This window comes from Streptomyces sp. NPDC046925, from assembly GCF_040644915.1.
Taxonomy (GTDB): domain Bacteria; phylum Actinomycetota; class Actinomycetes; order Streptomycetales; family Streptomycetaceae; genus Streptomyces.
Window position 1 is genome coordinate 13,217 of the sequence record NZ_JBEYWZ010000011.1, and the last position, 22,416, is coordinate 35,632.

The 22,416-nt window shown below is 70.8% G+C and carries 20 protein-coding genes; 12 read left to right on the top strand and 8 right to left on the bottom strand.

Translation table 11 applies throughout. The annotated features are described in order from the left end of the window. Positions 1-178: 178 nt before the first annotated feature. Complete coding sequence (locus tag ABZ906_RS33695) at positions 179-1,045, bottom strand: AraC family transcriptional regulator (RefSeq protein WP_361389542.1); 867 nt, start codon at positions 1,043-1,045, stop codon at positions 179-181. Positions 1,046-1,145: 100 nt separating this feature from the next. Here ABZ906_RS33695 and ABZ906_RS33700 point away from each other — a divergent pair, with 100 nt between their 5' ends. Continuing rightward, complete coding sequence (locus tag ABZ906_RS33700; RefSeq protein ID WP_361389544.1) at positions 1,146-1,985, top strand: NAD(P)H-binding protein; 840 nt, start codon at positions 1,146-1,148, stop codon at positions 1,983-1,985. Between the two features lie 225 nt (positions 1,986-2,210). Here the strand turns inward: ABZ906_RS33700 and rarD are convergent, their stop codons facing one another. Continuing rightward, positions 2,211-3,218, bottom strand: coding sequence for an EamA family transporter RarD (gene rarD / locus ABZ906_RS33705; protein WP_361389546.1), 1,008 nt, complete (start codon positions 3,216-3,218; stop codon positions 2,211-2,213). Between the two features lie 203 nt (positions 3,219-3,421). After that, complete coding sequence (locus ABZ906_RS33710) at positions 3,422-4,282, bottom strand: SDR family oxidoreductase (RefSeq protein WP_361389548.1); 861 nt, start codon at positions 4,280-4,282, stop codon at positions 3,422-3,424. A gap of 118 nt (positions 4,283-4,400) precedes the next feature. Between ABZ906_RS33710 and ABZ906_RS33715 the strand changes: the two genes are divergently transcribed. Continuing rightward, entirely contained in the window at positions 4,401-4,835 is a 435-nt protein-coding gene (locus tag ABZ906_RS33715; protein WP_361389550.1) for a helix-turn-helix domain-containing protein, read from the top strand. A 36-nt stretch (positions 4,836-4,871) separates the two neighbouring features. Here ABZ906_RS33715 and ABZ906_RS33720 read toward each other — a convergent pair whose 3' ends face one another. From ABZ906_RS33720 to ABZ906_RS33740, 5 genes are all read right to left on the bottom strand, one after another. Further along, on the bottom strand, positions 4,872-5,969 hold the full coding sequence (locus ABZ906_RS33720; protein ID WP_361389552.1) for a 2-oxoacid:ferredoxin oxidoreductase subunit beta: 1,098 nt from the start codon (positions 5,967-5,969) through the stop codon (positions 4,872-4,874). Beyond that, positions 5,962-7,893, bottom strand: coding sequence for a 2-oxoacid:acceptor oxidoreductase subunit alpha (locus ABZ906_RS33725; protein ID WP_361389554.1), 1,932 nt, complete (start codon positions 7,891-7,893; stop codon positions 5,962-5,964). Before ABZ906_RS33725 ends, ABZ906_RS33720 begins: the two co-directional genes overlap by 8 nt. Positions 7,894-8,202: 309 nt before the next feature. Beyond that, positions 8,203-8,862, bottom strand: a complete 660-nt coding sequence (locus ABZ906_RS33730; protein ID WP_361182523.1) for a response regulator transcription factor — start codon at positions 8,860-8,862, stop codon at positions 8,203-8,205. A 238-nt stretch (positions 8,863-9,100) separates the two neighbouring features. Next, on the bottom strand, positions 9,101-10,459 hold the full coding sequence (locus ABZ906_RS33735; RefSeq protein WP_361182436.1) for a sensor domain-containing protein: 1,359 nt from the start codon (positions 10,457-10,459) through the stop codon (positions 9,101-9,103). A gap of 232 nt (positions 10,460-10,691) precedes the next feature. Continuing rightward, positions 10,692-11,882 (bottom strand): sensor domain-containing protein, encoded by a 1,191-nt coding sequence (locus ABZ906_RS33740; RefSeq protein ID WP_361389556.1) that lies wholly within the window; start codon positions 11,880-11,882, stop codon positions 10,692-10,694. Between the two features lie 296 nt (positions 11,883-12,178). Between ABZ906_RS33740 and ABZ906_RS33745 the strand changes: the two genes are divergently transcribed. Genes ABZ906_RS33745 through ABZ906_RS33790 form a run of 10 tightly spaced genes read left to right on the top strand, consistent with a single transcriptional unit; the run spans position 12,179 to position 22,322 of the window. Further along, positions 12,179-12,568 carry an NADH-quinone oxidoreductase subunit A gene (locus tag ABZ906_RS33745; RefSeq protein ID WP_361182433.1) on the top strand — a complete coding sequence of 130 codons (390 nt, stop codon included), beginning with the start codon at positions 12,179-12,181 and terminating at the stop codon, positions 12,566-12,568. Then, positions 12,559-13,227, top strand: a complete 669-nt coding sequence (locus ABZ906_RS33750; RefSeq protein WP_361389557.1) for an NADH-quinone oxidoreductase subunit B family protein — start codon at positions 12,559-12,561, stop codon at positions 13,225-13,227. Before ABZ906_RS33745 ends, ABZ906_RS33750 begins: the two co-directional genes overlap by 10 nt. Beyond that, positions 13,224-14,603, top strand: a complete 1,380-nt coding sequence (locus ABZ906_RS33755) for an NADH-quinone oxidoreductase subunit C (RefSeq protein ID WP_361389559.1) — start codon at positions 13,224-13,226, stop codon at positions 14,601-14,603. Before ABZ906_RS33750 ends, ABZ906_RS33755 begins: the two co-directional genes overlap by 4 nt. Further along, positions 14,600-15,568, top strand: a complete 969-nt coding sequence (locus ABZ906_RS33760; RefSeq protein ID WP_361389561.1) for a complex I subunit 1 family protein — start codon at positions 14,600-14,602, stop codon at positions 15,566-15,568. Before ABZ906_RS33755 ends, ABZ906_RS33760 begins: the two co-directional genes overlap by 4 nt. A 2-nt stretch (positions 15,569-15,570) precedes the next feature. Beyond that, positions 15,571-16,131 carry an NADH-quinone oxidoreductase subunit I gene (locus ABZ906_RS33765; RefSeq protein WP_361182427.1) on the top strand — a complete coding sequence of 187 codons (561 nt, stop codon included), beginning with the start codon at positions 15,571-15,573 and terminating at the stop codon, positions 16,129-16,131. Continuing rightward, a complete protein-coding gene (locus ABZ906_RS33770) occupies positions 16,128-16,790 on the top strand; it encodes an NADH-quinone oxidoreductase subunit J (protein WP_361389563.1) in 663 nt (220 codons plus the stop codon). Before ABZ906_RS33765 ends, ABZ906_RS33770 begins: the two co-directional genes overlap by 4 nt. Continuing rightward, positions 16,790-17,194, top strand: a complete 405-nt coding sequence (nuoK, locus tag ABZ906_RS33775; protein ID WP_361389565.1) for an NADH-quinone oxidoreductase subunit NuoK — start codon at positions 16,790-16,792, stop codon at positions 17,192-17,194. Before ABZ906_RS33770 ends, nuoK begins: the two co-directional genes overlap by 1 nt. Continuing rightward, complete coding sequence (locus ABZ906_RS33780; RefSeq protein WP_361389567.1) at positions 17,191-19,191, top strand: NADH-quinone oxidoreductase subunit L; 2,001 nt, start codon at positions 17,191-17,193, stop codon at positions 19,189-19,191. The genes nuoK and ABZ906_RS33780 overlap by 4 nt, the downstream gene beginning before the upstream one ends. 6 nt (positions 19,192-19,197) lie before the next feature. After that, on the top strand, positions 19,198-20,787 hold the full coding sequence (locus tag ABZ906_RS33785) for an NADH-quinone oxidoreductase subunit M (RefSeq protein WP_361389569.1): 1,590 nt from the start codon (positions 19,198-19,200) through the stop codon (positions 20,785-20,787). Next, entirely contained in the window at positions 20,784-22,322 is a 1,539-nt protein-coding gene (locus ABZ906_RS33790) for an NADH-quinone oxidoreductase subunit N (RefSeq protein ID WP_361389571.1), read from the top strand. Before ABZ906_RS33785 ends, ABZ906_RS33790 begins: the two co-directional genes overlap by 4 nt. The last annotated feature ends 94 nt before the right edge of the window (positions 22,323-22,416 follow it).

The following is a 22,416-nucleotide window of genomic DNA, read 5'->3' on the forward strand; positions in this document are numbered from 1 at the left end:
GGAATTGGCGTGCCTGATGGTGCGGGTGAGCTTGACCGCGCGTCAAGAGCGCATATCGGTCGCGGTGTTCCGCATGGCGGTCGGAGGGGTGTTCCGCAAGGCGGTCGGTGGGGTGATTGGTACGGCGGCCGGAGCGGTCCTCACCGTCCCTGCGGCGCATCCGTACGAGCGGCGCCCGTCACCCCGCGGCCCTGAGCGAGCCGGAGCCTGCCCGTCCCGCGGCCAGGGATGCCCGGTAGCCGCTGGGCGCGATGCCACGGGTCCGTTTGAACGCGTCGCTGAAGCCGAAGCCGTCCGCATAGCCCACCTGCCCCGCCACGGAAGCCACCGTCGCCCCCGGCTCGGCGAGCAACTCGGCGGCCAGCGTCATCCGCCACTCGGTGAGGTACGCCATCGGGGGCCTGCCGACCAGCTCCGCGAACTGCCGGGCGAACGCCGCGCGCGACACCTGCCCGCGCGCGGCGAGCGACGCCACGGTCCAGGGCCGCGACGGCTCGTCGTGCATGGCGTGCAGGGCCGGGCCGACCACCTCGTCGCCCAGGGCGCGGTACCAGGAGGGCGGGCAGGCGTCCGGCAGGTCGAACCACTCGCGCAGGGTGCAGGCCAGCATCCAGTCGAGCATCCGGTCCATCACGTACTGGCGCCCTGGCCGGTCGGCGGCCACCTCGGCGGCGATGAGCTCCAGGATCGGCAAGCAGTCCTCGCCCGACGGGACCACGAGGAGCGGCGGCAGCATGCTGATCAGACGGCGGCCCACCGCTCCGTCCAACTGGTATGCGCCGGTGATGAGTTCGCTCTCGCGGCCGTCGTCCGTGGACGCCAGGGTGAACGGATCCGTCGTACAGACCACGGCGGCGCCCCCCTCCCGCAGGACGCGCGGTTCGCCCGACGCGGCGGTGACCCGCGCCGTCCCGTGCACCACCGAGACCAGCGTCAGCGCGGCTCCCTCGGTGTGGCCGGTCTCCCAAGGCCCGGTCAGTACGGCACGGTTGAACAGCGCGCCGTCCGCGCGCACCCCTCGCAGCAGATCCCCCAGAGCGTCCATGCCCCCACCGTAAACGGCGCCGCGAGGCCGTAGACGTACTCCGATGCGGGCGAGACGGGCGCCCATGTCCCCTGCGCCAGGAGGGTAGTTGGCTGTACCCATGACCGACAACGCGAAGAACACCCCGGCAGCCGACGGCCTCATCCTCGTACTCGGCGCCACCGGAAAGACGGGCCGCCGCCTGGTGACCCGACTGCGGGACCAGGGCCGTGCCGTACGCGCGGCGTCCCGCTCCGGCGAGACCCGCTTCGACTGGTACGACCGCGCCACCTGGGCCCCGGTCCTGGACGGTGTGACCGCCCTCTACCTGGTCGGCCCGCCCGAGCCCGGCCCGATCGCCGACTTCGTCGACCGGGCGGCGGCAGCGGGCGTACGCCGCTTCGTGGTCCTGTCCGCGCGGGGCATCGAGGTGTTCGGCGACTCCTTCGAACCGTCCATGGCCGAGGCCGAGCGCGTGGTGCGCGAGGCGGGCGTCGACTGGACGGTGATCCGCCCGAACAACTTCTCCCAGAACTTCGACGAGGACATCTTCGCCGACGCCCTGCGCGAAGGCCGCCTCGCCCTGCCGGTCGGCGACGTGCCGGAGCCGTTCATCGACGTCCACGACATCGCGGAGGTGGCCGCCGCGCTGCTCACCGAGGACGGGCACACGGGCCGGGTCTACGAACTCTCGGGGCCGCGCGCGCTCAGCTTCGCCGAAGCGGTCGCGGAGTTGGCGCAGGCGTGGGGGCGGCCGATGCGGTTCGAGCACATCACGGCGGACGCGTACACGGCGGAACTGACCGCGGCCGAAGTCCCCGCCGCCCCCGCCCGCGCCCTAGCGGACGTACTGGCCTGGCTGACCGAAGGCCACAACGCAACACCGACAACGGGCGTACGGGATGTCCTGGGCCGCGACCCACGAGACTTCAGCGAGTACGCGAAGACGAGCGCCCCGTAAGGGGCGCGGGGAACGACGAGAGCAACCACGACGTACGGGCAGACGAAGCCCCGTAAGGGGCGCGAGGAACGGCGCGAGCAACCCCAACGCACCCGCAGACGAAGCCCCGTAAGGGGCGCGGGGAACTGCGCGACAAGCCACAACGCACCCGCACCCACAACGCACCGGCACCCACAACGCACCCGCACCCCCAAAGCGGACCCCGGGCAGAAAGCGGGCCCCGCCTCAGACCGCGGACTCCTCCCGCCCGGCAGCGGGAGTCATCGGCTCCGTCTCCCGCCCTGCGGCAGGCGCAGCCGCAGCCCCGCGGGCAGCTGCAAGACGCCCCGCATTGACCCGCGCGGAGCGCACCGCATCCCAGGTCAGCAAGGTCAGCGCCAACCAGACGAGCCCGAACCCGGCCCACCGCTCCGGCGGCATGGCCTCATGGAAGTAGAGGATCCCGAGGAGGAACTGGAAGACCGGCGCGAGGTACTGCAACATCCCCAGCGTCGCGAGCGGCACCCGGATCGCCGCGGCGCCGAAGCAGACCAGGGGAATCGCGGTGACCAGACCGGTCGCCGCAAGGAGAGACGCCTGCCCGAAGCCCTCCGAGCCGAACGACGCATCGCCCCGCACGCCGAGCCACACGATGAACCCCATCGCGGGCAGGAACTGGATCGCGGTCTCCGCGGCGAGCGACTCGAGCCCGCTGAGCCCCACCTTCTTCTTCGCCAGGCCGTACGTGGCGAAGGAGAAGGCCAGGCAGAGCGAGATCCACGGCGGCTGCCCGTACCCGAAGGCCAGGACGAGTACCGCCGCGAGGCCGACGGCGACGGCCGCCCACTGCACGGGACGCAGCCGTTCGCCGAGGAGCAGGACGCCCATCGCGATGGTGACCAGGGGGTTGATGAAGTAGCCGAGGGAGGCTTCCACGACGTGGCCGGAGTTCACGGCCCAGATGTAGACGCCCCAGTTGATCGTGATGACCCCCGCGGCGACCGTCACGAGGCCCAGCTTGCGCGGCTGGCGGATCAGCTCGCCCGCCCAGGCCCAGCGCCGCACGACGAGCAGCGCGATGCCGACCACGACGAGGGACCACGCCATCCGGTGCGCGAGGATCTCGCCCGCCCCGGCCGGCTTGAGCAGCGGCCAGAAGAGGGGGACGAGGCCCCACATCCCGTAGGCGGCGATGCCGTTCAGCAGACCTATGCGCTGCTCGCTCTTCGACTGCTCAGCTGCGGCAGCGTCCACGGCCCCTCCTTGGTGCACGGCAGCCCCACGCTGCCTTCAAGAAGGTAGCGGTCCGGCCACCCCCGTGTCATGCCCGTCTCACGAAAACGGTAATGACCCCGGTCTCACCCGCTCCAGCCCTGGCCACAGCCCTGCCGAAGCCCTGGCCACAGCCTTGCCGAAGCCCTGGCCGCAGCTCTGCCGAAGCCCCGCCGAAGCCCGCCTCAGCCCTTGAGCGCCACCGCGATCGCGTCCGCGAGAGGCGTCGTCGGCCGCCCGATGAGCCGGGCCAGGTCACCGCTCGTACCGGCGAGGCGGCCTCGCTCGATCGCCGAGTCCACGTCGACGAGGATCGCGGCGAACTGCTCGGGCAGACCGGCACCGGTCAGGATCGCGAGGTTCTGCTCGGCGGGGACGTTCGTGTACGCGATGTCCTTGCCGGTCTGCCGGGAGATCTCGGCGGCGTACTCGGCCAGGCTCCACGCGACGTCGCCGCTGAGCTCGTACGCCTTGCCCTCGTGGCCCTCACCGGTCAGTACGGCGACGGCGGCGGCCGCGTAGTCCGCGCGCGACGCCGAGGCGACCCGGCCCTCGCCCGCGGAGGCGACGACGGCGCCGTGCTCCAGGACGGGGGCGAGGTTGGCCGTGTAGTTCTCGTGGTACCAGCCGTTGCGCAGGAACGTGTGCGGAAGCCCGGAGTCGAGCACGAGCCGCTCGGTCTCCTTGTGCTCGGCCGCGAGGTCGAAGTCGGCGTCGGGTCCGCCGAGGATGCCGGTGTACGCGAGCAGCGCGACGCCCGCCGCACGGGCCGCGTCGATCACCGCCGCGTGCTGCCCCACGCGCTGCCCGACCTCGCTGCCGGAGATCAGCAGGACGCGGTCGCCCGCGGCGAACACACCGGCCAGGGTCTCGGGCGCGCTGTAGTCCGCGATCCGAAGCTCGACGCCGCGCGCCGCGAGCTCGGCGGCCTTCTCCTTGTTGCGGACCACGGCGGCGATCTGCCCGGCGGGCACCTGCGCGTCGAGCAGCCCGTCGATGACGAGACGGCCGAGGTGTCCGGTGGCTCCGGTGACGACGATGCTCATGTCTGGTGACTCCCTTTGGTGCCTTTAATTACTTTGGTGCCTTTGGTGTGCTTCTGACGATGAGCCTACGTCGGGCGCTAACTATTGGAAAGTACCCACTTTGAAGTAAGGTACTGGCATGGCAGTAAGTGACTGGAACCTCGGAGAAGAGGGCATGTGCCCCCAGCGCCTCGTCCTGGAGCACGTCACGAGCCGCTGGGGCGTGCTCGTCCTGATCGCCCTGGACGAGCGCTCGCACCGCTTCAGCGAGCTGCGCCGGGCCCTCGGCCGGGTCAGCGAGAAGATGCTGACGCAGACCCTGCAGACCCTGGAGCGCGACGGCCTCGTGCACCGCGACGCCAAGCCGGTCATTCCGCCGCGCGTCGACTATTCGCTGACCGATCTCGGGCGCGAGGTCGGTCAGCAGGTCCGGGCGCTCGCCGAGTGGACAGAGCGGCGCCTGGGGGACGTACAGGAAGCGCGCAAGACGTACGACGATGCCCGCAAGACGTACGACGACGCCCGCAAGACGAACCGCGACGCCCGCAAGACGTACGACGAAGCCCGGTCCTGAAGGGTCAGAACCGGGCTTCGGAGGGATCGGTCGGCGCTAGCCGACGACGGTCCAGGTGTCGTTGCCGGCGAGGAGCGCGGCCAGGTCGCCCTTGCCGTTCTGTTCGATGGCGGTGTCGAGCTGGTCGGACATGAGGGTGTCGTAGACCGGCCGTTGGACGTTGCGGAAGACGCCGATCGGGGTGTGGTGCAGGGTGTCCGGATCGGCGAGGCGCGAGAGGGCGAACGCGGTCGTGGGCGAGGTCGAGTGCGCGTCGTGGAGCAGGATCTGCGACTCGGTCTCGGGCGTGACCGGGACGACCTTGAGGTCGCCGGTGGCGGGGTCCCGTACGACGCCCTTGGAGCCGAGTCCGTTTTCCATGGGGGCCCCGAAGCGGATGGGCAGCCCGTGTTCGAGGCGGATCACCGCCTCTTCGGCCTGCTGCTTGTCCTTGAGGACTTCGAAGGCGCCGTCGTTGAAGATGTTGCAGTTCTGGTAGATCTCGACCAGGGCGGTGCCGGGGTGTTCGGCGGCCTCGCGCAGCACGCTGGTGAGGTGCTTGCGGTCCGAATCCACCGTCCGCGCCACGAACGACGCCTCCGCGCCGATGGCCAGCGAGACGGGGTTGAAGGGTGCGTCGAGGGAGCCCATCGGCGTGGACTTGGTGATCTTGCCGACCTCGGAGGTCGGGGAGTACTGGCCCTTGGTCAGCCCGTAGATCCGGTTGTTGAACAGCAGGATTTTCAGGTTGACGTTGCGGCGCAGGGCGTGGATGAGGTGGTTGCCGCCGATGGACAGGGCGTCGCCGTCGCCGGTGACGACCCAGACGGACAGGTCGCGTCGGGATGAGGCCAGTCCGGTGGCGATGGCGGGGGCGCGGCCGTGGATGGAGTGCATCCCGTAGGTGTTCATGTAGTACGGGAAGCGGGAGCTGCAGCCGATGCCGGAGACGAAGACGATGTTCTCTTTGGCCAGGCCGAGTTCGGGCATGAAGCCCTGCACGGCGGCCAGGACGGCGTAGTCCCCGCAGCCCGGGCACCACCGCACCTCCTGGTCCGACTTGAAGTCCTTCATGGACTGCTTGGCCTCGGCCTTGGGCACCAGAGAAAGCGCTTCGATCGTGCTCCCGGTGCCTTCGGTCTTCGTGTCAGCCATTGATGGCCTCCTTGAGAGCCGTGGCGAGCTGCTCGGCCTTGAACGGCATTCCGTTGACCTGGTTGTACGGGACCGCGTCCACGAGGTACTTGGCGCGGAGCAGTGTGGCGAGCTGCCCGAGGTTCATCTCGGGGATCACCACTTTTTCGTAACGCTTCAGGACCTCGCCCAGATTCCGCGGGAAGGGGTTGAGGTGGCGCAGATGGGCCTGCGCGACACTCTCGCCGACCGCGCGCAGGCGGCGTACCGCGGCGGTGATGGGGCCGTAGGTCGAACCCCAGCCAAGAACAAGCAACTTGGCGTCGCCGGTCGCGTCGTCGACCTCCAGATCCGGGACCTGGATTCCGTCGATCTTGGCTTGGCGGGTGCGGACCATGAAGTCGTGGTTGGCCGGGTCGTAGGAGATGTTGCCGGTGCCGTCCTGCTTCTCGATCCCGCCGATCCGGTGCTCAAGGCCCGGCGTGCCCGGGATCGCCCACGGGCGGGCCAGCGTCTGCGGGTCGCGCTTGTAGGGCCAGAACACCTCCGTGCCGTCCGCCTCCGTGTGGTTGGTGCCCGAGGCGAACTGCACCCGCAGGTCCGGCAGTTCCTCGGGGTCCGGGATCCGCCACGGCTCGGAGCCGTTGGCCAGATACCCGTCACTCAAGAGGAAGACCGGGGTGCGGTAGGTGACCGCGATCCGCGCCGCCTCCAGCGCCGCGTCGAAACAGTCCGCCGGCGTCCGCGGCGCCACAATCGGCACCGGCGCCTCACCATTACGCCCGAACATCGCCTGCAACAGATCGGCCTGCTCCGTCTTGGTCGGCAGCCCCGTGCTCGGCCCGCCCCGCTGGATGTCCACCACCAGCAACGGTAGCTCCAGCGACACCGCAAGCCCGATCGTCTCCGACTTCAGCGCCACCCCCGGCCCCGACGTCGTGGTCACCGCCAGCGACCCGCCGAACGCCGCGCCAAGGGCCGCCCCGATCCCCGCGATCTCGTCCTCCGCCTGGAACGTCCGCACCCCGAAATTCTTGTGCCTCGACAACTCGTGCAGGATGTCGGAGGCCGGAGTGATCGGATACGACCCCAGATACAACGGCAGATCCGCCTGCCGCCCCGCCGCGATCAACCCGTACGACAACGCCAGATTCCCCGAGATATTGCGGTACGTCCCCGCCGGAAACGCCTGCGCCGCCGGCGCCACCTCATAGGAGACCGCGAAATCCTCCGTCGTCTCCCCGAAATTCCAGCCCGCCCGAAACGCCGCGATGTTCGCCGCCGCGATCTCCGGCTTCTTGGCGAACTTCGTCCGCAGAAAGCGCTCCGTGCCCTCGGTCGGCCGGTGATACATCCACGACAGCAACCCAAGGGCGAACATGTTCTTCGACCGGCCCGCATCCTTGCGCGAGAGGTCGAACTCCTTCAGCGCCTCCACCGTCAGCGTCGTCAGCGGCACCGGATGCACGCTGTACCCGTCCAGCGACCCGTCCTCCAGCGGCGAGGCCGCATAGCCGACCTTCGCCATCGCCCGCTTGGAGAACTCATCCGTGTTCACGATGATCTCCGCGCCGCGCGGCACATCGGCGATATTCGCCTTCAGCGCCGCCGGATTCATCGCCACCAGCACATTCGGCGCATCCCCCGGCGTGAGAATGTCATGGTCGGCGAAATGCAGCTGGAAGGACGAGACACCCGGCAGCGTCCCGGCAGGCGCCCGGATCTCCGCCGGGAAATTCGGCAGCGTCGACAAATCGTTCCCGAACGACGCCGTCTCCGAAGTAAACCGGTCACCCGTCAGCTGCATACCGTCACCCGAGTCACCCGCAAAGCGAATGATCACCCGATCCAGACGGCGGACATCCTTCTCACCTGCGTGCTTGCGCTGCTCTCCGACGACTGCCCCATCGGCCTGCTCGGCTGGGCTACTGACCTGGCTGGTCACTGAACTGGACCTCCCTCGGGCGGCTGAGCGGGAAGGGCTGGGCGACCGGCCTTCCCAAGGGCCACCCTACGTCGGTAAGGGTCGCCTACCTGGGGTAGATCGCATGACGGACACGCTTTTGAGACGCGCCAATGCCCCGATTTGTCATGGTGCGCCTCACCCCCCGGCCCGTCATGGAAGACGCCCCCCACTCATCCTTTGGTTCTAGGACTGTTCTGTTCCGCGTACTCATGCCTCTGGCTCGCGCTGTCGCTGGTGCTCCCGTGAACCCTGAATAGCTGACGAAGCGTCAGATTGCCAGGCGCATCGCTAGGAGTTGAGGTAGGTGAGAACCGCCAGCACGCGCCGGTGGTCCCCGTCGCTCTGGGAGAGCCCCAGCTTCAGGAAGATGTTGCTGACGTGCTTCTCGACCGCGCCGTCGCTCACCACCAACTGGCGTGCCACCGCCGAGTTCGTCCGTCCCTCGGCCATCAGACCGAGTACCTCGCGCTCGCGCGGAGTAAGCCCCGCGAGGACATCCTGCTTGCGGCTGCGGCCGAGCAGCTGCGCCACGACCTCCGGGTCGAGCGCCGTGCCGCCCTCCGCGACGCGCACCACCGCGTCCACGAACTCCCGCACCTCGGCCACGCGGTCCTTGAGCAGATAACCGACGCCACGGCTGGACCCGGCGAGCAGCTCGGTGGCGTACTGCTCCTCCACGTACTGCGAAAGGACGAGTACCCCGAGGCCCGGGAACTGATGGCGCAGATGCACCGCGGCCCGCACCCCCTCGTCCGTGTGCGTCGGGGGCATCCGCACGTCGGCGACGACCACATCGGGCAGCTCGCCCGCCGAGGAGAGCTCGCCGATCGTCTTGATCAGCGCGTCCGCGTCACCGACCCCCGCGACGACGTCGTGTCCGCGGTCGGTCAGCAACCGGGTCAGGCCCTCCCTCAGCAGCACTGAATCCTCGGCGATGACGACCCGCACTTTGTCCTCCACGTTCACGGCCCCCCGGCATATTCGATTCTGGTTGTCCCCGGCCCCTCAGTATCGCGCGTACGAGGGGGCGTTACGGCTTTCGTGGACAGACCGCTTGCCCGTGTTCGCTCCCGGCGGGCCGGGGCGGACACGGGCGGGCCCGGACCGGCACGGACCGGCACAGGCAGAGCCCACCCGGCCGCCCCCGCGCTGCGGGCCGGCCGGGTGGGTGGACGCCGAAGTCCCGCTACGCCCGCCAGGGCAGCTCCGCCGTCACCGTCGTGGGCCCGCCCGCCGGCGAGTCCACGACCAGGATCCCGTCGACCGCGTCGAGCCGCTCGGCGAGCCCCGCGAGCCCGGAGCCACCGGTCACATCCGCGCCCCCGGCCCCGTCGTCGGTGACCTGGAGCATCAGCCGGTCCTCGATCTTCCAGACGTCGACCGAGCCCCGTGACGCCCGCGCGTGCTTGCTGATGTTCTGCAGGAGCTCGGAGACCGTGAAGTACGCGATGCCCTCGATCGCGGCGGCGGGACGCGCGGGCAGGTCCACCTCGACCTGGACCGGGACCGTGCACCGGGCGGCGAGCGCGGACAGGGCCGCGTCCAGGCCGCGGTCGGTGAGGACGGCGGGGTGGATGCCGCGGGCCAGGTCGCGCAGCTCCTGGAGGGCGACCTTCACCTCGCCGTGCGCCTCGTCCACCATGCGTGCCGCGGCCTCGGGGTCCTCCGCCAGCTTCTCCTTGGCCAGACCCAGGTCCATGGCGAGGGCGACCAGGCGGGCCTGTGCACCGTCGTGCAGATCGCGCTCGATGCGGCGAAGGTCGGCCGCCGCCGTGTCGACGACGACCCCGCGGTCCGACTCCAGCTCGACGACGCGCGTCGCCAGCCTTGAGGGGCCGAGCAGTCCGACGACCATGACGCGGTCGACGGTGGTCAGGGCGCGGATGATCCAGGGGGTGGCGAGCGTGATCAGCAGGCCGGTGAGGGCGGTGACGCCGATCTCGAAGGGGTTGTCCAGGTAGACGCGGTGGCCGTCGTCGCCGTAGAGCTGGATGCCGCCCTGGCCGCCGTAGAGCGGGAAGAGCCACTGCCACAGGGGGTACGTGAGCATCGCCCAGCCGTACGTCCAGAACGCCACCGACACCGTGAAGGAGAAGATCGCCCACGGCATGTGCAGGAAGGCGTAGAGGGCGTGCCGCCAGGAGGCGCCGCTCTTGAGCACGGCGCCCATCCACGCCATGAGCCCGCCGCCGTTCTTGGGCCGCAGCGGCTCCGGGTTCGCCACCTCCACGTCGAGCAGCGCCCGCGCCCGCACCCGCTCCAGGGAGCCGAAGCCGCGGCAGCCCGCGAGCCCGGCGGCGAGCACCGGGATGCCGATGAACGTGATCAGCAGGCCGACGCCGAGCGACAGCATCGTGACCGCGAACGTGAACGTGACGATGCTGATCGGCAGGCTCAGGAGCACATGGCCGAACTCCTTCCAGGCGCGGGCCTCGATCGGCGCGCGCAGCCCGGCGGGGATACGGCGCCGCCGCTCGTCGAGGTCGGATCCCCGGAACTCCGAACGGTTCATGCGTCCGTACTCCTGTCCGTACTCCGTGGCCATCGGTGTCGTCCGTTTCTGCTCGGTCCACCCGGTCCGACCGGTTCACCCGGCCGTGGGTTGCGTCGGCGTCGTACCCGAGTGCGGATTCGGCGTCGTACCTCAAGACTGCTGGCCCGGCGTGATCGGGACCATGTGGTGCGTAGGTGTCTTGAACCGGGGGTTTTCCCTACCCCCTGGGGTTGCGGCGCTCACCCCTTGGCGTCGCTGCCCTCACCCCCTTACGTCGCGGCCTTTACCCCCTGGCGTCGCGGTCCCGGTCGCGGTCCCGCCAGGGCAGCTCCGCCGTGATCGTCGTGGGGCCGCCCACCGGCGACTCGATCACGAACAGGCCGTCGACCGCGCCGAGCCGGTCCGCGAGCCCCGCCATGCCCGTGCCCCCGTCGAGATTCGCGCCGCCCCGGCCGTCGTCCCACACCTGGATGAGCAGCCGCTGGTCGGCCCGCCACACCTCCACGGACGCCGAACGCGCCCCGCTGTGCTTGCTGATGTTCTGCAGGAGCTCGGAGACCGTGAAGTACGCGATGCCCTCGATCGCGGCGGCCGGACGCGTCGGCAGATCGGCCGTCACCTTCACCGGAACCGTGCACCGCGAGGCCACCGAGGACAGCGCCGCGTCCAGGCCTCGGTCGGTGAGGACGGCGGGGTGGATACCGCGAGCCAGGTCGCGCAGCTCCTGGAGGGCGAGCTTCACCTCGCCGTGCGCCTCGTCGACCATCGCCGCCGCGGTGTCGGGGTCCTCCAGGAGCTTCTCCTTGGCCAGACCGAGCCCCATGGCGAGGGCGACCAAGCGGGCCTGCGCCCCGTCGTGCAGGTCGCGCTCGATGCGGCGCAGGTCAGCCGCCGCCGTGTCGACGACGATCCCGCGGTCCGACTCCAATTCGACGATGCGCCGCTCCAGTTCGTCGGAGGGCGAGAGAAGACCGCGCACCATCGCGCGGTCGGCGTTGCTCAGACCGCGCACGATGAAGGGGAGCACGGGCCACAGGACGAAGAGCCCGACCAGGGAGACCGTGAACGTCACGATGCCCCAGGGCAGCCGCATGAACGAGTACAGCATCGTGCGCCAGCCGACCGGATCCTTCAGGCTCGACCACAGCCAGCTGAAGAAACCGTGGTCGCGCTGTTTCGGCATCGGGCTCGGCTCGTCGATCCGCAGCCCGAGCAGCCCCCGCGCCCTGGCCCGCTCCGCCTTGCCGATCTGCCGCGCGCCGAGCAGCGCGGCGGCGAGGAGCGGCAGGCCGATGACCGTCACGGCGAGACCGCCGCCGGCCGCGAGCGCCACCACCACGTAGACGAAACCCGCCACGCCCAGCGGCAGGTTGGCGAGGAGGTGCGCGATCTCCCTCCAGGTCTGCCGGTCGTACGCCGCGAAGCGCGCGGGCGGCGGCGGGGACATGGCTGAGGACGAGGCGCGTGCGGTCATACGCGCTAGCGTGCCCGGCCCGCCGCCGCGATGCCATGAGGAGGGCCGCCCGGACATCCGGGGGATAACCCCACCAGCCGGTGCGAGGTCGGCGCGGCGTCGGCGCTGCGTGGGCGCCGGACCGGTGCCGCGTGGGCGTCGGACCGGCGTCGGGTCGGCGCGGCGTCGCGGGGGATCAGTCCTTGCCGATGCGTGACGCTCTGCTTACCTCGCCTTTAGCAGGCCCTAGACTCCCGTGCGTACAGATCGTCGAACAGTGATGAGTGCCAGAGGCGGTCAGGGAGTGAGGGGCTGACGTGCACGTGACGAACGTCGCGGCGAGCTACTACCAGTCGTACTCCGTCGTCGGACTGCTCGCCGTCGTCGGCGTGCTGTTCGTCGCTGTCGCCTTCGGCGCGGGTCGGCTGCTGCGGCCCGTGGTGCCGACCCCCGAAAAGCTCCTGACGTACGAGTGCGGCGTCGACCCGGTCGGCGACGGCTGGGCCCACACCCAGGTCCGCTACTACGTCTACGCCTTCCTCTACGTCATCTTCGCCGTCGACTCGATCTTCCTCTTCCCGTGGGCGACGGTCTTCGCCGCGCCCGGCTACGGTGCGACGACGCTGGTGGAGATGTTCATCTTCCTCGGCTTCCTGACCGTGGGCCTGCTGTACGCATACAAGAAGGGCGTCCTGACATGGACGTGACCCCGGAGCCTGTGCTCTTGCCCGAGCCGACCGTGCTCTCCACGCCCGAGCCGCAGAAGCTCGGCGTGCTCTCACGCCTGGCCCCCGAGCCGATGAAGGTGGTCCTGAACTGGGGCCGCCGGTATTCGTTGTGGGTCTTCAACTTCGGTCTCGCCTGTTGCGCCATCGAATTCATCGCCGCTTCCATGGCCCGGCACGACTTCATCCGGCTCGGCGTGATCCCGTTCGCGCCGGGTCCGCGCCAGGCGGACCTGATGGTCGTCTCCGGCACGGTCACGGACAAGATGGCCCCGGCGGTGAAGCGCCTGTACGAGCAGATGCCCGAGCCGAAGTACGTGATCTCCTTCGGCGCCTGCTCCAACTGCGGCGGCCCGTACTGGGATTCCTACGCGGTCACCAAGGGCGTCGACCAGATCATTCCCGTCGACGTGTACGTGCCCGGCTGCCCGCCCCGTCCCGAAGCGCTGCTCCAGGGCATCCTCAAGCTCCAGGAGAAGATCGCGGCGGAGTCGCTGGGCGCGCGGTACGGCGGTGAGAGCGGCCGTGAGAACGGTCGGGGGAGCGGCAACGGCAACCGGCCTTCGGCGGCGGCGCTGCAGAGCGGGCTCGTGAAGCCGCCGGTGCCGGGCGAGGTCGTGACGGGGGAGGGGAAGGCATGACCGGCTGGCTGCCGAGCCCCGTCGAGGAGCTCTTCGGTACGGAGGCCACGGCGGAGGAGTCGTACGACCTCCTGACCGTCGACGTCCCGCCGGGCTCGTGGATCGCCGCGCTCGAAACCGCGCGCACGACCCTGACCTGCACTTACTTCGACTGGTTGAGCGCCGTCGACGAACCGGGCACGGGCTTCCACGTCTCGGCCCACGTCGTCGCCCTCTCTCCGGTACGCCGCCTCCTCATCCGTACGACCGTTCCGCACGACGCCCCTGTCCTGCCGACCGCGGTTGACGTCTACGCGGGCGCGGCATGGCACGAGCGCGAGACGCACGAGATGTTCGGCGTCGCTTTCGAAGGCCACCCGCACCTGGTGCCGCTGCTGCTCCCGGAGAGCTTCGAAGGCCACCCCCTCCGCAAGGACTTCGTACTCGCGGCCCGGGTCGCGAAGGCGTGGCCCGGCGCGAAGGAGCCGGGGGAGTCGGAGCACGGCGGTCCCAAGCGCCGCCAGATGCTGCCTCCGGGCGTACCCGACCCGAATGAATGGGGCCCCCTGAAGGGCCAACTCCCCGCGGCCCCGGCCCGCCCGGCCCGCGGCGCCGCCCGCGCGGCAGGCGACCGCCCCGTACGCCGGTCACGCACGGCGGGCGAGGGCTCGGCCAGCCAGACGGCGGCGGCTCCGGCGTCGGCAGCTCCGGCGGCGGGCGCTCCGGCAGCGGGTGCTTCGGCGGCGGCTGCCGGTCAGGCGGAGGGCGCGCAGCCGGAGGCCCCGGCGCGGCCCCCGCGTCGCTCGCGCAGCGTGAGCCAGGGCTCGGCATCGCAACGAACGGCACCGGAGACACCGCAGGAGCCGAAGCCCGAGCCGAAGCCCGAGCCCACGCCCCAGCCGGAGGCCGCTTCGGCCCCCGAGCCGAAGCCCGAGAAGCCTGCCGCCAGTTCCGACGCCCCCTGGCACCAGGCACGACCGGCATTCGACGCCACGGACGCCACGGACGCCGCGGAAACCACGAAGGACGCCAAGGCCGCGGACGCCAAGGCCGCGGACGGCACCACCGAGGCGACCGAAGCGGCCAAGCCCGCCCCCGCCAAGCCGGACCCCGCCAAGCCTGAAGCGGACAAGCCGGCCCCGGCCGATCCCGAAGCGGACGCGTCCGCCTCCGCCAAGCCGGACCCGGCCGAGCCCGAAGCGGACGAGCCGGCCCCGGCCAAGCCCGAAGCGGACGAGCCCGCCTCCGCCAAGCCGGACCCGGCCAAGTCCGAAGCGGCCGAGCCCGCACCGGCCAAGCCCGAAGCGGATGAGCCGGACCCGGCCAACCCCGCCCCCGCCAAGCCCAACCCCACCCCCACCACCCCCGGCGACGACCGCCAAGGAGGCTCGGAGTGACCGACGTGCTCGACGTCGCCCTGCGTCTCCTCATCGTCTTCGCGGTCTTCCTCGTGCTGCCCCTGGTCATCGGCCAGACCGAGCACAAGGTGATGGCCCACATGCAGGGCCGCCTCGGCCCCATGTACGCGGGCGGCTTCCACGGCTGGGCCCAGCTCGTCGCCGACGGAGTCAAGTTCGCGCAGAAGGAAGACGTCGTACCGGCCGACGCTGACCGCCGCATCTTCCAGCTCGCCCCCGCCGTCGCCCTGCTGCCCTACCTCCTCGTCCTGGTCGCCATCCCCATCGGCCCGAGCGAAGGCGCCGTCGGCCAACTCCTCGACGCGGGCATCTTCTTCGTGCTCGCGGTCATGGGCGTCGGCGTACTCGGCTCGCTCATGGCGGGCTGGGCGAGCGCCAACAAGTTCTCCCTCCTCGGCGGCCTGCGCACCGCCGCCCAGCTCCTGGCGTACGAACTCCCGATGCTGCTCGCCGCGGCCTCGGTCGCGATGGCCGCCGGGACGGTCTCGCTGCCCGGCATCCTCAACGCCTTCGAGTGGTGGTGGCTGCCCTGGCAGATCGTCGGCGCCCTCGTCTTCTTCGTGGCGGGCCTCGCCGAACTCCAGCGCCCGCCCTTCGACATGCCGGTCGCCGACTCCGAGATCATCTTCGGCGCCTACACCGAGTACACGGGCCTGCGCTTCGCCCTCTTCCTCCTCGCCGAGTACGCCGGAATCGTCGTCCTCTGCGGCCTCACCACCGTGCTCTTCCTGGGCGGCTGGCACGGCCCCTGGGGCGCCGACGGCCTCGGCTGGGTCTGGACCCTCCTGAAGACGGGCCTGCTCGCCTTCGTCGTCATCTGGCTACGCGTCAGCTACCCCCGTCTCCGCGAGGACCAGCTCCAGAAGCTCTCCTGGACCCTCCTCGTCCCGCTCGCCCTCGCGCAGATCGCGCTCACCGGAATCGTGAAGGTGGCGATCTCCTAACCATGTCTCCCGTCCCCGGATCCGGCCTGGCCAAGGGCCTCGCCGTCACCCTCCGCACGATGACGAAGAAGACCGTCACCGAGCAGTACCCGGAGCACCAGCCCGAACTCCCGCCCCGCACCCGCGGCGTCATCGGGCTCTTTGAGGAGAACTGCACGGTCTGCATGCTCTGCGCCCGGGAGTGCCCGGACTGGTGCATCTACATCGACTCCCACAAGGAGACGGTCCCGCCCGCCGTCGAGGGCGGCCGCGAGCGCAGCCGCAACGTCCTCGACCGTTTCGCCATCGACTTCTCCCTCTGCATGTACTGCGGCATCTGCATCGAGGTCTGCCCCTTCGACGCACTGTTCTGGTCCCCCGAGTTCGAGTACGCCGAGACCGACATCCACGAACTCACCCACGAGCGCGACAAGCTCCGCGACTGGATGTGGACGGTCCCGGCCCCGCCGGCGCTCGACCCCGCGGCCGAGGAGCCCAAGGAGATCGCCACCGCCCGCAAGGCAGCGGAGAAGCTCGCCGCCGCACAGGAAGCCGAAGCTGCCGGCCCGGAGGGATCCGCGTGAACCTCGCAGCCAACGCCCCCCAGGGCTTCCTCTCCCCGACGGGAGTCGAGATCGCCTTCCTCCTGGTCGGCCTCGTCACCCTCGGCTCGGCGATCGTCACCGTCACCACCAAGCAGCTGGTGCACGCCGCCCTGTGGCTCGTGGCGACGCTCGGCGGCCTGGCCGTCGAGTACCTCCTCCTCACCGCCGAGTTCATCGCCTGGGTCCAGGTACTCATCTACGTCGGCTCCGTCGTCGTCCTCCTCCTTTTCGGACTGATGCTCACGCGGGCCCCCATCGGCCGCTCCCCGGACGCCGATTCGGGCAACCGCCCGGTCGCCCTGGCGGTGGCCGTCCTCGCGGCGGCCGCCCTGGTCTGGGTGGTCGTCGACGCCTTCCGTACGACCTGGATCGACCTCGACCGCGCCGCCGACGAGGCCCAGGGCTCCACCGGCGTGACCGGCCAGTTCCTCTTCCGGCACTGGGTGCTGCCCTTCGAGGCCCTGTCGGTCCTGCTCCTGGCCGCCCTGGTCGGCGCGATCGTCCTCTCCCGCAGGAACGCCCGCATGACCCGCCTGAACGGCGCCCCCGGCGACACCCGTACGAACGGTGCCCCCGGCGACACTCCCCGCCACGCCCCCGGCGACAGCGACGCCCCCAGCGACAAGGAGCAGCGCTGATGCACCTCGCCTATCCCGCCGTCCTGGCCGCCCTCCTCTTCTGCGTAGGCCTGTACGGAGTGCTCGCCCGGCGCAACGCGATCCTCGTCCTGATGTCCGTCGAGCTCATGCTCAACGCCGTCAACCTCAACCTGGTCGCCTTCGACGTCTGGCTCCGCGACGCCCTCCACTCCGGCCAGGCCCTGACCCTGTTCACCATCGCCATCGCCGCCGCGGAGATCGGCATCGGCCTCGCGATCGTCCTGGCGGTCTACCGCAACCGCGGCTCCTCCGCCGTCGACGAACTCCGCGACACCGCCGAGGGCCCCGACGACGACACCGGAGACACCGAGGCCGCTGCGGGCGTCGACGACGCCGCAGGCGAAGAGCCCGCCCCGGCACAGAAGGCTGAGGCCACCGCGTGACCACGACCACCCTCGCCGTACTCGTCCCCCTCCTGCCGTTCCTCGGCGCGGTCGCCGGTCTGCTGCTCGGCCGCACCGTCCCCGGTCTCGTACGCCCCCTCGCGGTACTGCCCACCCTGGCGGCGCTGCTCCTCGCCGTGATGGTCGCCGCCCGCCACGGCGGCGGCCCCGACATCGACTCCGCCACCGAGCTCACCCCGACCGGCTCGGTCCCCGTCGAACTCGCCCTGCACATCGACGGCTTCGCCGCCCTGGTCGCCGTCCTGGTCGGCGTCGTCGCCTCGTGCGTGCAGATCTACTCGACGGGTTACCTGCGCGACGACCCGCGCTACCCCTCGTACGCCGCTCTCGTCTCCCTCTTCACCTCCGCGATGCTGCTCGTCGTCTACTCCGGCGACCTGATGGTGCTCCTGGTCGGCTGGGAGATCATGGGCATCTGCTCGTACTTCCTCGTCGGCCACTACTGGGAGACGTCCGAAGCCCGCGCGGCCTCCCTCAAGGCCTTCCTGGTCACCAAGCTCGGCGATGTCCCCTTCCTGATCGGTCTGTTCGCGCTGGCCGTCGACGCCGGGTCGTTCCGCATCACGACCGTCCTCGGCACGGTCGCGGGCGGCGGCCTCGACCACCCGACGCTCATCGCCCTGCTGCTCCTGGCCGGTGTGGCGGGCAAGTCCGCGCAGTTCCCCCTGCACACCTGGCTGCCCGACGCGATGGCGGGCCCGACCCCCGTCTCCGCGCTGATCCACGCCGCAACGATGGTCGCCGCCGGTGTCTACTTCGTGGCCCGGCTCCTCCCGGTCTTCGCCGCATCCGCGGCAGCAATGGTCGTCCTCGCCGTCATGGCCGCCGTCACGATGGCCGGATCGGCCCTCGCCGCGCTCGCCCAGGACGACATCAAGCGCGTCCTCGCCTACTCGACGATCGGCCAGCTCGGCTATCTCACCGGCGCCCTCGCCGTCGGCGACCGCGGCGCCGCCGTCTTCCACCTCCTGTCGCACGGCGCCTTCAAGGCGCTCCTCTTCCTCGGCGCGGGCGTGATCATCCACGCCGCCGGCACCAACTCCCTCGCCGCGATGTCCCGTATGAAGGGCCTGCGCGACCGGGTCCCCGACGCCTTCTGGACGATGACCGTGGCGCTCCTCGCGCTCGCCGCGATCCCGCCCTTCAGCGGCTTCTTCTCCAAGGAAGCCGTCCTGGGCGCCGCCGAGCACGCGGCCACCGGCCACTCCGAGACCGCGCCCACCGCGGCGGGCTGGATCGTCCTGGTCGCCGGCCTGCTGACCGCCCTCCTCACCGCCGCCTACGCGACGCGCCTGTGGCTCCTCGCCTTCAACGGCCAGGGCCCCGAAGCCCCGGACCACGGCCGTCAGCCGATCACGATGACCGCCGTGCTCTGGGTGCTCGCCGTCCCCTCACTCGCCTTCGGCCTCACCGTCGGCGTCCTGCCGGACTGGTTCGACGGCCACTCGCTCACCCCGACCCTCACCACCTCCGTCCTCGGCACGGGATTCGCCCTCGTCGGCGGGCTCGTCACGTACGGCGCGTGGCGTCACACCACGGCGCTCGCCGTCCGCCACCCGATGGGCGCGGTCGCCGCCGACACGGCAGCCGGAGCCGACGGAGGCCAGGTCGAAGCCGAGGCCATCGCCACGCACGCCCCCGCCTACGGAGACGTGGCCGCCGCCCACGACCCGGCCGACCCCGGCCGCCTCCTGCTCGGCCCGCTGCACCGGCACGCCGCCGTCGGCTTCCACCTCGACGCCGTCTACGCCGCCCTGTTCGTACGCCCCGTACAGGCCGCGGCGCGTCTCGTCCGGTTCCTCGACCGCGCGGTCGTCGACACGTACGTGCGCGGCGCGGGCACCGCACCCCGCTGGCTCGGCGCGGCCGTCCGCCGTGCGCAGACCGGCAACGTGCAGACCTACCTGAGCGCGCTGCTCGCAGGCACCGTCGTCCTGGCTGTCGCCGCCGTCCTCGTCGCCACCGCCGGAGCGTGAGCAGCCGTGATCGATATCAGTGAATCCGTGATGCAGCTTCTTCTGGCGTTGATCGTGGTCGGCCCGCTCATCGGAGCGGTGGCCGCCCTGCTCCCGGCCCCGCCCGGACTGAAGGGAAAGTCGCCCGACCAGGCGGTGCTGCGCCACGGCGTGACCGTGACCGGCGCGATCCTCATCGCGGCGATCGTCCTGGCGCTCGGCTTCGACCATGACCACCCGTCAAAGATGCAGGCCACGACCGATATCAGCTGGATCCCCGCACTCGACGTGCGCATCCACCTCGGCATCGACGGCATCTCGCTCCCCCTCCTGGTCCTGACCGCGCTCCTGACCTTCCTCTGCGCGCTGTACTCCTACTTCAAAATGCCGTCGGGCCCGTCTCCCAAGGCATTCGTCGCGCTGATCCTCGTGCTCGAGTCCGGCACCCTCGCGACCTTCGCCGTCCTCGACCTGCTGCTGTTCTTCCTGGCGTTCGAGATGGTCCTCATCCCGATGTACTTCCTCATCGCCCGCTGGGGCGGCGCCCAACGCACGCAGGCCGCCTGGAAGTTCATCCTCTACACCCTGCTCGGCTCCGTCGTGATGCTGCTCGGCCTCCTCCTCATCGGCCTCAAGTCCGGCACATTCGACATGGTGGCACTCGCCACTGACAACGACCCCGGGCTGAGCACGTCCGTGCAGGTCATCGCCGTTCTGGCGATCGGAATCGGGCTCGCGGTCAAGACGCCGATGTGGCCGCTGCACAGCTGGCTGCCGGACGCGCACACCGCCGCGCCCACGGTCGGCTCGGTCCTGCTGGCCGGCGTGCTGCTGAAGATGGGCACGTACGGCTTCGTCCGGATCCTGCTGCCGATCGCACCCGACGGAATGCAGACCTTCGCGCCGTACCTCGCGGCCTTCGCGGTCGTCGGGATCATCTACGGTTCGCTCGCCTGCCTCGCCCTCGCCAAGCAGGGCGCGAAGGGCGATCTCAAGCGCCTCATCGCTTACTCGTCCGTGGGCCACATGGGCTTCGTGCTCCTCGGCATCTCGACGATGAGCCCCACCGGCGTGAACGGCGCGCTGTTCGCCAACATCGCGCACGGCCTCATCACCGGCCTGCTGTTCTTCCTCGTCGGCGCGCTGAAGGACCGCACCGGCACCAGCGACCTCGACACCCTCGCGCAGGAATCGGGCGCCGCGCTGTACGGCAAGGCGCCCCGCCTCGGCGGTCTCCTGGCCTTCGGCGCCGTCGCCTCGCTCGGTCTGCCGGGTCTCGCCGGATTCTGGGGCGAGATGCTCGCCCTGTTCGGCGCGTTCAAGCCCGCCGACGAACTCAGCCGCCCTGCCTTCCTCACCTTCATGGCGATCGCCGCCGTCGGCACCCTGCTCACCGCCGCGTACATGCTGATCGTCGTGCGCCGCGTCTGCATGGGCCCGCTGCCACAGGGCCCGGCCGAGACCGCGTCCCCGGCGCTCGCCGACGTCCAGGGCTATGAGTTCGCCGCCTGGACCCCGCTCGTCGCCCTCACCGTCCTCGCCGGACTCTGGCCCGCCGCGCTGCTCGGCCTCACCGACCCGGCCGTGCAGCAGCTCCTCTCAGGAGGCAAGTCGTGACCGTGGCCGCCGAAAGCGCCGCCGGCGTCGTCCAGTCCGTCGACTGGCTCGCGATCGCTCCGCCCACCATCGCGGCGGTCGTCGGTCTCCTCGTGCTCGTCGCCGACCTTTTCGTGGGCGACAAGAAGAAGGCGCTGCTCGGCTGGATCTCCGTGGCGGGTCTCGCCGTCGCCGCGCTCTCCCTGCTGCCGATCCTGAACGACGACCGGTCGACGTTCTGCCTGACCGGCGGCGCGAACGCCTGCAGCTACACCGCCGACCGCTTTACGCTCGTCATCCAGCTGCTCGTCCTGGGCGGCGCCCTGCTGGCCGCGCTGCTCTCGATGAGCGCCCTCAAGGACGCGAACGGCACGGAGAAGGAACTCCCCGAAGGGGAGTTCTGGTTCCTGCTGCTCTCCTCCGCCGCGGGGGCCGCGCTGCTGCCCGCGTCGCGCGACCTGGCCACCCTCGTCGTCGCCCTCGAAGTCGCCTCACTCCCCGCCTTCGCGCTCGTGGGCCTCAGGCACGGCGACAAGCGCTCCTCCGAAGCGGCCCTGAAGTTCTTCCTCTCCTCCGTCACCGCGACCGCCGTGACGCTGATGGGCGTCAGCTTCGTGTACGCCGCCACGGGCACCCTGCACCTCACGGAGATCGCCGACGAGCTGCGGCACGTCGACGGGCAGCTGGACACGCTCGCGCAGGCCGGCGTCGCCCTCACCCTCGTCGGCTTCGCCTTCAAGGTGGCCGCCGTGCCGTTCCACTTCTGGGTGCCGGACACCTACGTGGGCGCCCCGCTGCCGGTCGCCGCGTACCTCTCCGTGGTCGGCAAGGCGGTCGGCTTCACCGGCCTCATCCTCGTCACCGTCGTCGCGTTCCCCTCGTACGCGGACGTGTGGGGCCCGGCTCTCGCAGTGCTCGCCGCTCTCACCATGACAGCGGGCAATGTGGCCGCGCTGCGCCAGCAGGCCACGCGCGCGTACAGCGCCGTACGCCTGCTCGCCTGGTCCTCGGTCGGCCAGGCGGGATACCTCCTGGTGCCGATCGCGGCCGCCGGATACGCCGACAACCCCGCGGAGGCCGAGAAGGCCATCGGCTCCACCGTCGCCTACGCCCTGATGTACGCGGCCGTGAACCTCGGCGCCTTCGCCGTCGCCGCGCTCGTCGGCCGTACGCAGCGCCTGAACCGCGTCAGCGACTACCGCGGCCTGTACGCCACAAGCCCCCTCGCGGCCCTGGTGCTCGGCTTCTTCCTGCTCTGCCTCGCGGGCCTGCCGCCGGGCATCATCGGCCTCTTCGCCAAGGTCACCGTCTTCTCGGCGGCGGTCGACGCGGGCCTGGGCTGGCTCGCCGTGGTGATGGCCGTGAACGTGGTGATCGCGCTCTTCTACTACCTCCAGTGGACCGCGTTGCTGTTCCGCGCCCCCGAGGGCGAGCCGGTCGCACACCGCGTCCCGGCCCCGCTGACGGCGGCCATCGCCCTGACCGCGGTCCTGGGCGTCGCGCTCTCCGGAGCGCCGCAACTGGTCCTGAGGTTCTCCGACACCGGTCTCTTCTGACGGGCCCCGCCCCGGCGGGGTCCGCCGGGGCGTCACCCGGGCGGTATCACCCGAGCGGCCCACACCGCGCCCGCACCGCTCCTGCGCGCACAAG

What these genes read in the sequence shown, in the direction of transcription:
- ABZ906_RS33695 (WP_361389542.1), bottom strand. Translation starts at nt 1,045, where the DNA reads ATGGACGCTCTGGGGGATCTGCTGCGAGGGGTGCGCGCGGACGGCGCG.
- ABZ906_RS33700 (WP_361389544.1), top strand. Translation starts at nt 1,146, where the DNA reads ATGACCGACAACGCGAAGAACACCCCGGCAGCCGACGGCCTCATCCTC.
- ABZ906_RS33710 (WP_361389548.1), bottom strand. Translation starts at nt 4,282, where the DNA reads ATGAGCATCGTCGTCACCGGAGCCACCGGACACCTCGGCCGTCTCGTC.
- ABZ906_RS33715 (WP_361389550.1), top strand. Translation starts at nt 4,401, where the DNA reads ATGGCAGTAAGTGACTGGAACCTCGGAGAAGAGGGCATGTGCCCCCAG.
- ABZ906_RS33720 (WP_361389552.1), bottom strand. Translation starts at nt 5,969, where the DNA reads ATGGCTGACACGAAGACCGAAGGCACCGGGAGCACGATCGAAGCGCTT.
- ABZ906_RS33735 (WP_361182436.1), bottom strand. Translation starts at nt 10,459, where the DNA reads ATGGCCACGGAGTACGGACAGGAGTACGGACGCATGAACCGTTCGGAG.
- ABZ906_RS33740 (WP_361389556.1), bottom strand. Translation starts at nt 11,882, where the DNA reads ATGACCGCACGCGCCTCGTCCTCAGCCATGTCCCCGCCGCCGCCCGCG.
- ABZ906_RS33750 (WP_361389557.1), top strand. Translation starts at nt 12,559, where the DNA reads ATGGACGTGACCCCGGAGCCTGTGCTCTTGCCCGAGCCGACCGTGCTC.
- ABZ906_RS33755 (WP_361389559.1), top strand. Translation starts at nt 13,224, where the DNA reads ATGACCGGCTGGCTGCCGAGCCCCGTCGAGGAGCTCTTCGGTACGGAG.
- ABZ906_RS33765 (WP_361182427.1), top strand. Translation starts at nt 15,571, where the DNA reads ATGTCTCCCGTCCCCGGATCCGGCCTGGCCAAGGGCCTCGCCGTCACC.
- nuoK (WP_361389565.1), top strand. Translation starts at nt 16,790, where the DNA reads ATGCACCTCGCCTATCCCGCCGTCCTGGCCGCCCTCCTCTTCTGCGTA.